This is a genomic window from Nocardia carnea (assembly GCF_029869215.1).
Taxonomy (GTDB): domain Bacteria; phylum Actinomycetota; class Actinomycetes; order Mycobacteriales; family Mycobacteriaceae; genus Nocardia; species Nocardia carnea_B.
This window is the reverse complement of the sequence record NZ_JARWPM010000128.1, coordinates 1-8891: the sequence shown is the minus strand read 5'-3', so window position 1 is coordinate 8891 and position 8891 is coordinate 1. Positions and strand designations below refer to the sequence as shown.

General features: G+C 69.9%; 7 protein-coding genes and 1 pseudogene. All 8 read left to right on the top strand.

What is annotated here, in order from left to right:
• A pseudogene (locus QH276_RS08125) lies at positions 1-260 on the top strand (hypothetical protein); the annotation flags it as partial.
• Entirely contained in the window at positions 257-1747 is a 1491-nt protein-coding gene (locus QH276_RS08120) for an SCO6880 family protein (protein ID WP_280400453.1), read from the top strand. The pseudogene QH276_RS08125 and the gene QH276_RS08120, both read left to right, overlap by 4 nt.
• A gap of 7 nt (positions 1748-1754) precedes the next feature.
• A complete protein-coding gene (locus tag QH276_RS08115; protein WP_280400454.1) occupies positions 1755-3815 on the top strand; it encodes a hypothetical protein in 2061 nt (686 codons plus the stop codon).
• Positions 3812-4120: a transposase gene (locus QH276_RS08110; protein WP_280400455.1), complete on the top strand. Its 309-nt coding sequence runs from the start codon at positions 3812-3814 to the stop codon at positions 4118-4120. The genes QH276_RS08115 and QH276_RS08110 overlap by 4 nt, the downstream gene beginning before the upstream one ends.
• Positions 4121-4190: 70 nt before the next feature.
• The gene (locus QH276_RS08105; protein ID WP_432278680.1) at positions 4191-5786 is read left to right on the top strand and encodes a peptidoglycan DD-metalloendopeptidase family protein; all 1596 of its coding nucleotides are present in this window, start codon (positions 4191-4193) and stop codon (positions 5784-5786) included.
• Complete coding sequence (locus tag QH276_RS08100; RefSeq protein ID WP_280400457.1) at positions 5783-6382, top strand: hypothetical protein; 600 nt, start codon at positions 5783-5785, stop codon at positions 6380-6382. The genes QH276_RS08105 and QH276_RS08100 overlap by 4 nt, the downstream gene beginning before the upstream one ends.
• Positions 6383-6412: 30 nt before the next feature.
• The gene (locus QH276_RS08095) at positions 6413-8293 is read left to right on the top strand and encodes a type IV secretory system conjugative DNA transfer family protein (RefSeq protein ID WP_280400458.1); all 1881 of its coding nucleotides are present in this window, start codon (positions 6413-6415) and stop codon (positions 8291-8293) included.
• Positions 8290-8730, top strand: coding sequence for a DUF4913 domain-containing protein (locus QH276_RS08090; protein WP_280400459.1), 441 nt, complete (start codon positions 8290-8292; stop codon positions 8728-8730). The genes QH276_RS08095 and QH276_RS08090 overlap by 4 nt, the downstream gene beginning before the upstream one ends.
• Positions 8731-8891: the final 161 nt, after the last annotated feature.

The following is an 8891-nucleotide window of genomic DNA, read 5'->3' as shown; positions in this document are numbered from 1 at the left end:
GTGGCGGGGCACCGCGGCCCGTACCGCCACCGCGCGGAAGCGGCGGGGGCGGAGCGCCGGCCGCGCAACCGCCACGGTCGGGCGAACCGCCTCGTGGCGGCGGTGTACCGTCCGGTGCGTCCCGTGTGGCCGGCGGAATCGGTGCCGCCCGCTCCGCGACCGCCGGGATGACCCGCGCCGATCAAGCCATGGGCGATGTCGCGGGTGACCGCTGGACCAACCGTTCCCCCGACCTCGGTAGGAGCACCATCCCGCGATGACGAGCACCGAAACCTACGAACGCCGCTCCTACGGGCTGTGGCAGAAACCGCGCAGCGCCGGACTTTTCGGGTTGCGGTGGGAAGAGACCGTGCTCGGCTTCGTGGTGGTCATCACCGCGCTGGTCGTTGCCATGGTCGGCGGTTTCCAATGGGGCGCCATCGTGGGCGGGGCCGGTGTGGTGATCATGGCGCCCCTGGTCATGCGGCACGGGGGGCGCTCCGGCTACGAGACGGGATTGATGATGTTCCATTGGATGCGTTCGCGCAGCCGCGGCGAGCACGTGTACCGCGGCGGCCGGTTCTCCCGGGTACCGGGTGGTTTCACCCGGCTGCCGGGGTTGCTCGCCCCGTCGAAACTCTACGAGGGGATCGACGCCGGCGGCTACAGCTTCGGGATGATCCATCTCCCGCAGTTCGCGCAGTACACAGTGGTGCTGCGGGCGTGGCCGCAGGGTCACGAGGCGGTGGACCAGCCGGTGATCGACCGCTGGGTCTCGGCCTGGGGTACCTTCCTGGCCTCGGTCGGGCAGACCAGCGATATCGTCGCCGTCGTCCCGGTGATCGATACCGTCCCGGAAACCGGGAACCGGTTGCTCACCGAGGTTTCCACGATCACCCGGCCCGAGGCCCCCGACCTCGCCCAGCAGGTGATGTACGAACTGGCCACCGAACTCCCGCAGGAACGGGTGCAGTTGCTGCCCCGGGTCGCGATCACCTTCAAGGCCACCACCGCCGAACGGCGGAAGAACCCGGCCGAGGAGGCGGTCGAGATCGGCCGCCGCCTGCCCGGTATCTGTTCCGCGCTGGCCGAAGCCGGGGTGCGGGCCCAGCCGATGTCGGCCGAGGAGGTCATCTCCTTCATCCGGCGCAGCTACGATCCCGCCTCACAGGCCGATCTCGAGGTCGCCGCCGGCGAACCGGAAGGGCACGGCCTGGACTGGGCGGACGCGGGCCCGGTCTCGCACGACGAGAAATGGGATCATCTGATCCATGACGGCGGCCGGTCGGTGACCTGGGAGATGGACACCGCACCCGAGGGCGCGGTGGACGAGCGGGTGCTGCAGCGGTTGCTCGCGCCGAACCCGGAGGTACCGCGGAAACGGATCGCCATCGTGTACCGGCCGCATTCGGCCGCCGACGCCGCCGAAATCGTGGACGACGATTTCAAGAACGCCCTGGTCGCCCAGCAGAGCGAACGCGGTGTGGTGTCGGCCTCGGCGACCCTGCGGGTCGGTGCGACCCAGCAGGCTCGCGAGGAGCAGGCCCGCGGGCACGGTGTCACCCGGTTCGGTGCGCTGGTCACCATCACCGAACCGCTGCGCGGTGACCTACCGCGGATCGAAGCCATCACCCGCGACCTGTCCACCCAGGCCCGGTTGAAGATCCGCCGGTGCTACCGCTACCAGGCCGCGGCCTTCGCGGCATCGCTCGGCTGCGGGGTGATCCTGCCCGAGCACGCGACCATTCCGAAAGCATTGGCAGGGTGAACGACTGATGGTACGCGAGCACGAGCCCCCTGTACGGGAACGGAACCGGGTCCGGGTTGCCACCGGCGACCGGGCGCGGTCGGGCCGGGACGAGGATCGGCGCGGCCGGGACGGCGATCCCGGTGCCGCCGCCGGACAGCGCCGCGAGGGCGGCCGCTCGCGTACCGAACGCCGGGGTGGTGCCCCGCGCGATACCGAAACCGCCCGGATCCCCCGCGAACGTGGCGCCGGGAACCGGGAACGCGTGCGGCGCACCCGGGTCGATACGACCGCCGACCGTGCCATGGGCACCCCCGAATTCGACAAGGCGGCGCGGCGGGCCCGGATGCGGGCCGAGAAACGCAAACAGTCCGGCCCGCCGCTGCTCGATTCGGCGACCAGGTCCCGGCTGGAGGAGGTCAGCCGGGAGGGCGCCGGTTTACGTGCCGCCTGGGCGACCTTCCGTATCCGCACCGACGATATCCGGCGCCGCAACTACGCCGCCCGCGCCGAACAGGAATTCCAGGACGGATTCGACCGGCAGACCGCGCAGCTGACCGATCGCGGTTTCGCCGGCGCCGGCGGCGGCCGGATGAACGTGGTGGGCCGCCCGGTCGAATACCGGGCCACCACCGCGCAGGTGGCCGGGCTGTGGCCGTGGTCGGTCGGGGCCGGCGCACCGCTGATCGGTACGCCACTGGGGTCGCATCTGCACACCGGCGCGCCCGTCTGCTTCGATCCCATGAACTGGTTCATGCGCGGCAGCTTCATCACCGCGCCGAGCCTGTTCGTTCTCGGGCTCAACGGCTTCGGTAAGTCCTCGCTGGTCCGCCGTATCGTGCTCGGCGGGGTGGCGCAGAACATCACCCCGCTGGTCCTCGCCGATGTGAAGCCCGACTACCGGCGGCTGGTCGAGCTGGTCGGTGGCCAGGTGATCGATCTGGGTTACGGCCACGGTAAACTCAATCCGCTGGCCGGCGGGGTACTCGGCGATATCGTGCCGCGGTTGCACGAGCACCCGGAATTGCAGCGCCAGGTCCTGCAGGATCTGCGCGCCCGGCAGGTCACGCTGATCGCCGGGCTGGTGGAACTGGTGCGCGGGGCGCGGGTCCGGGACTACGAGGAGACGCTGATCTCCACCGCGCTGCGGATCCTCTACCGCCCGGGCAGCGGCTTCACCCCTGATCGGCCGCCGATCATGGAGAACCTGCTGGAGGTCATCATCGCCGGCGGCGAGGAGATGATGCTCGACGCCGGCGCGGACAACCCAGGTGAATATCAGGAGGCGATCCGGGGCCTGCGCCGCTCGTTGCGGGCGCTCACCCAGGGCCCGTTCGGTGCGGTGTTCAACGGACAGACCACCGTCCCGATCGATACCGATTCGGTCGCCGTGTGCATCGATGTGTCCCATATTCCCCAAGGGGACAAGAAACTCAAGGCGGCCGTCATGCTGGCCTGCTGGGCCGACGGATTCGCCGCCGTGGAGGCCGCGCATACGCTCACCGATGCCGGGATGGCCCCGCAGCGGTACTTCCAGGTCGTGATGGACGAGCTGTGGCAGGTGCTGGGTCTCGGCGATTTCATGGTCGACCGGGTCGACGAGCTGACGCGTCTGCAACGCGGTATCGCCACCGCACTGATCATGATCAGCCACACGATCAAGGATCTGCAGGCGCTGGGGTCGGAGGCGGCCATCGCCAAAGCCCTGGGCTTCCTGGAACGGGCGCGCGCCAAGATCTTCGGGGCGCTGCCGGCCGAGGAGATCAAACGGCTGGACAGTACGGTGCCGTTCACCTCCGCCGAGGAGGAGATGGTGACCAGTTGGTCGGCGCCGCAGGCGCTCACCGGCGAGGCGCTCAAACCGGGCCAGTTGCGCCCCGCGCCGCCGGGCACCGGCAAATTCCTGCTGAAGATCGGTGAGGACCGCCGGCCCGGCATACCGTTCCATATGGAATTCACCGCGGCCGAGAAACTCAGCGGAATCCACGACACCAACCAGCGGTTCGAGGACTTCACCGCACATCCCGGCCGGGCCGGCGCCGGTGCGGCGGGTGATGGTCCTTATCCCGGGGGAGGGAGCGGTTCATGATGCCGCACCGATCGTATCGGCGAGTATCACCCGAGGTCCGGGCCGCGGCGGTGGAACAGGTCATCGCGCTGACCGGGAAACTGCGCAGCGAATCCGAGGCGTGCCGGGTGGTGGCCGAACAGATCGGGGTGCACACCAATTCGGTACGCAACTGGGTGCGGGCTGCCGAGGGTCCGGGCCTGGAGCGGCTGGACGCGGCCGCGCTGCGGCGCAAGGTCGCGTTGCTCCAACAGCAGCTGGCGGCCGCCGCCGAGGTGAACCGGGCGCTGGCCGATACCCTCAACGAAACCCGGCGCCACACGTGAACCCTGCGAGGGCGCGGCGGTGAACGCGAAATCGGTGCTGTGGACGGCACTCGGGCTGGTACTGGGATTGATGACGATGGTGCTGGTCATCGTGATGCCCGCGGTCGACGACCCGTGCGAAGGCGGTTCCGTTGTGGACCCCAGCGGCACGGCGCCGCCGGGCGGCGACCCGCGGGCGGCCGGGGAACCCCCGGGGCCGACACCCAATCCCGCCGCCACCGCGACACCCGCTCTCGCCGCCGACGCCGGCCCGCTGGACCGGACCTGGCCGATGGCGGCCGGAACGTATTCCGTCTCCGATGTCTTCGGCTCCCGCGGCGGTGGGCACAAGGGAATCGATCTCGCGGCGCCCGACGGCACCCCCATCTTCTCCGTCGCCGACGGGGTGGTGGTGGCCGCGGGCCCGGCGTCCGGTTTCGGGAACTGGATCGTGGTCGATTCGGTCGATCCGCGCAACGGGCGGGCGTATTCGGCGGTGTACGGCCATATGTGGGATCACGGAGTGCTGGTCCGGGTGGGGGAGCAGGTACGGGCCGGCCAGCATATCGGCGCGGTCGGCTCGGCCGGTGAATCCAGCGGGCCGCATCTGCATTTCGAGATCGTGCCCGGTGGCCGGTTCACCGGTGGCCGCCAGATCGACCCCGTGCCGTGGCTCGACGGTGCGCCCACCCCGGATATCGGTGGCGCGCGCGCCCATTCGACCGATCCGGCGTGTGTCCGCGGTTTCGGCACGCCCGGTGGAGCGCTCGCCGGCGGGAAGGTACCGCCGGAGCTCGAGATCTGGTACCGCCGGGCCGGTTCCCTGTGCCCCGAGGTGACGCCGTCGTTGCTGGCTGCTCAGGGGCGCCAGGAATCCGGGTTCCGGCGCGGCCTCACCTCGCCGGCGGGTGCCCAGGGGCTCGCGCAGTTCCTGCCCGGAACCGCCGCCAGTACCAACCCCGACGACGGGCAGCCCTACGTCATCGACGCCGACGGCAACGGGGTCGCCAGCGTCTGGGACGACGGTGACGCCATCATCGGCCAGGGACGGTATATGTGCGCTATCGCGCACAAGATCACCGGATGGATCGCCGAGGGGCGGGTCCAGGGCGATGTGGTCGCGCTGACGCTGGCCGCCTACAACGCGGGGGAAGGCGCGGTGCTGGCCTCCGGCGGGATGCCCAACCAGTTCCCCGCGCACTATTCGGAAACCCAGCCCTATGTCGCGAACATCCTGGCCATGGAAGCGGAATACCGCGATCCGGGCGCGGCCGGGCGGTTCGCCCCCGATTCCGAGGCGGCCCCGGGCGACGAGATCGTGCGGGCGGCCCACGAATGGCTGGGTACGCCGTACGTCTGGGGCGGCGGTGGGCCACAGGGACCCACCGGCGGCGGTCTCGACGGGCCGGGCCTGACCGCGGCGGCGGTATTCGCCGCCTCCGCCGGTGCGGTATCACTTCCGCGTACCGCCGAACAGCAGTGGGAGGCGGGTACCGAGGTCTCGTTGCGCGAGATACAGCCGGGTGACCTGGTTTTCAGCGAATTCGGTGCGCGCGGCCCGGCGCAGGTCGGGATCTACGCCGGTAACGGACAGATGATCCACGCGGCGCCCGCGGCGACCGCCGACGCCGGTGGAGTGGCGCAGGCCCCGGTTCCCGGAGACGCCCGAGCGAGGAGGGTGCTGTGAACACGCGCGGATCGACGACTTCTCCGGCGCCGCGGCGGTTAGCCTGGAACCAGAAGACTGGTGCGGGTGCGGGACTGGTGGTGGTGCTGATGCTGGGCATCACGATACTGAGCGGCTGCGGCGGTGGCGATACGGGAACGGCCGGTGCGCCGGCTGTGTCGACCACGCGGCAGCTCGAGGCCGTGCCCGCACCGGATCCGGCGACGCCCGACGGTGTCGCGGTGGCCGCGCTGCGCGAGATCTACCGGTGGGAACCGGCCACCGAGGTGCCCGGTGATTCGCTGGAGCGGGCGCGGAGGTTCCTGGGTCCCGGTTTGCTGCGGGTCCTCGAGGCGCCCGCGGATACCGCGTCCGCACCGCCCGTTTCGCTGCGCTGGGGCGAATGGGCGGCGGCGGGTGCCCGGGTCGACGCGTTCACCTTCGCGTCCGGGGACCGTCCGCCCGCGGGCCCGGATCCCGATATACGGCAGTACAAGATCGGAATCGAACAGACCGTCGTCTACCCGGACGGCCGCGAAGAACCCCTGGCGCCGGCCACCGTGATCGCCACCGTGGTGCGCACGCCCGCGGGCTGGCGGCTGGACGGTTACCGGTGACCACGGGCGGGGACCACTGAGGAGGCAGGTATGGCGAAGAAGAAACCGATCAAGGATCCGGCCATCCCCGGGCCCGACCCCACCCTCATCGCGATCTACGTCGGCGGTGCCGTCCTGGGAACGCTCTGGGTGGCGATCCATCTCGGCAATATGCTCTCGCTGCAGAAACAGGATATGCCGGTCAATCCGATCGGCATCATCGCCGGAATGGTGCGCGGTGACCTGCGGTGGCCCACCGGCGCCACGGTGATCCTGATCCTGGTCGTCGCCGGGTTGATCGGATTCGTCTGGTGGCGGCGGTGGTCGACGGCCAAACGCAACGTGGGCCGCCTCGCCGTGGACGACAAGGCCCAGCACATCGGTAACGGTGGCGCCATCGCCGCGCTCACCGAAGCCGGGGTCCGGGAGAAGGCCCAGCAACTCGGCGTCCGGCTGGGCTACAACGACGCACCGGGCGTGCCGATCGGGGTCGCGGTGGCCGACGGGGTGATGTTGTACGGGTCCTACGAGGACCTGCATCTCGATATCTGGGGTCCGCGCCAGGGCAAGTCCAGTTCCCGGGTCATCCCGGCGATCCTCAATGCCATCGGCCCGGTTCTGGCCACCTCCAACAAACGGGATGTGGTCGACGCGACCCGCGATGTGCGCGAGGCCAAGGGCAGCAAGACGTTTGTCTTCGACCCGCAGGGCGTGGCCGCCGAGGACCCGACCTGGTACTGGAATCCGCTCGACTGGGTGGACGCGCACAGCGACGGTTGCGAGATGCGGGCGGCGCGGCTGGCCGGCCATTTCGCCGACGCCGACGCCGGATCGGACAGCAAGAGCGATAACTATTTCGATCCGGAGGCCGAGGATCTGCTGGCCGGCCTCTTCCTCGCCGCGGCGGTCGACCGGCGGCCCATCACCCAGATCTGGGAGTGGGTCACCGACCCGCAGAACACCGAACCCATCCGGTTGTTGCGCGAGGCCGATCACAATTACACGGCGTCCGGCCTGGCCGCCCAGTACAACGCCGACCCCCGTACCCGCAGTGGGATCTTCGGTACGGCCAAGAAGATGGTGCGCTGCCTGAAGCTGCGCAATGTGCACAAATGGGTGACACCGCGGGCCAGCACCGACGAACTGGACCGGGTGCAGTTCGACGAACTGGAGTTCATCGAGAAGAACGGCACGCTCTACAGCCTCTCCCTGGAGGGCCGGGGGTCGGCAGCCCCGCTGGTCAGCGCGCTCACCGAGGCCGTGATCGATGTGGCCATGCGGAAGGCGTCGCGGTCGGCGTTCGGGCGGCTGCCGATCCCGCTGCTGGCCGTACTGGACGAAGCCGCCAATGTGGTGCGCTGGAAGGATCTCCCCAAGCAGTACAGCCATTTCGGGTCGCGCGGCATCGTGGTGATGACCGTGCTGCAGTCCTGGGCGCAGGGCGCGCGTTGCTGGGGCGAGGACGGGATGAACGCGTTGTGGTCCGCCGCCAATATCAAGGTGCTCGGCAGCGGCGTCGACGACGCGAATTTCCTGCGGGAGCGTTCGGAGGCCATCGGCGAGCATTCGGCCATTTCCGGCTCGGTCTCGGAATCCAAGGGCAGTAAGAGCTATTCGCGCTCGCTCGGCTCGTCGAAGACCTTCACCGTGCAGGCTCTCGCGACGCTGCCGCGCGGACGGGCCATCGTGTTCTCCTCCGGCGCTCCGCCCGTGCTGGTGCGCACTGTGCCATGGTGGGAGGGCGAGTACGCGTCCCAGGTGAAGAAGTCCATCGAACAGCACGATCCGCAGCGCAAAACGCGGATCCCCGATCTCATCGGCTCCCCGTCGCTGATCAAATCGGCACCGCCGGAGCCGGGCAACGGCCCGGGCGACACACCCCCGGAGCCCGATAACGGACCGGAAGACAGGCAGGAGGTTCGACCGCTGTGACCGAGACGACCGAGCAGCAAGGACAACTCGTCTACAACAACGAGGTCGATTTCGTCGAGAACTATCTGAGCGTTGTCTATCGCCGCCAGGTCAGCGACCTCAGCGATACCGTGTGGTGCCCGGAATGGTGGAAGCATATCGAGGCCGTCGTGCGGTTGCAGGCGGTATGGCGGGCCTGGGAGCATCTGCGTCAGGATCCCGCGACCGGCCTGAGCGTGTGGTTCCTCGACCACGCCGATCCGCATATGGCCGTCCTGCTCAATCCCCGTGGTCCGTTCAAATACTGCAGTGTCCGCAACGGGCACAAGGAAATGCTCGAACCGCTGCCGACGGTCACCCCACCCGACGGACTGCTCAGCACGCCGGATGACGAAATCATTGCGGCGGCCGAGTCCGCGGCCGCCGGTGGGGTGGAGATAACCGACCCGCGGCACTGAGCCGCTGCGGCGTGTCCCCGGTGACGGGGAAACGCCCCCCCCGGGGGGGGGGGGGTACCGGGGGGGGGGCGCCCCGACCCCCCGGGGGGGAGAGCCCCCGCCCCCCCGGGGCGGTTCACCCCCCCCCCGCCCCCCCGGGGCGCCCCCCCCCCCGGGGGGCC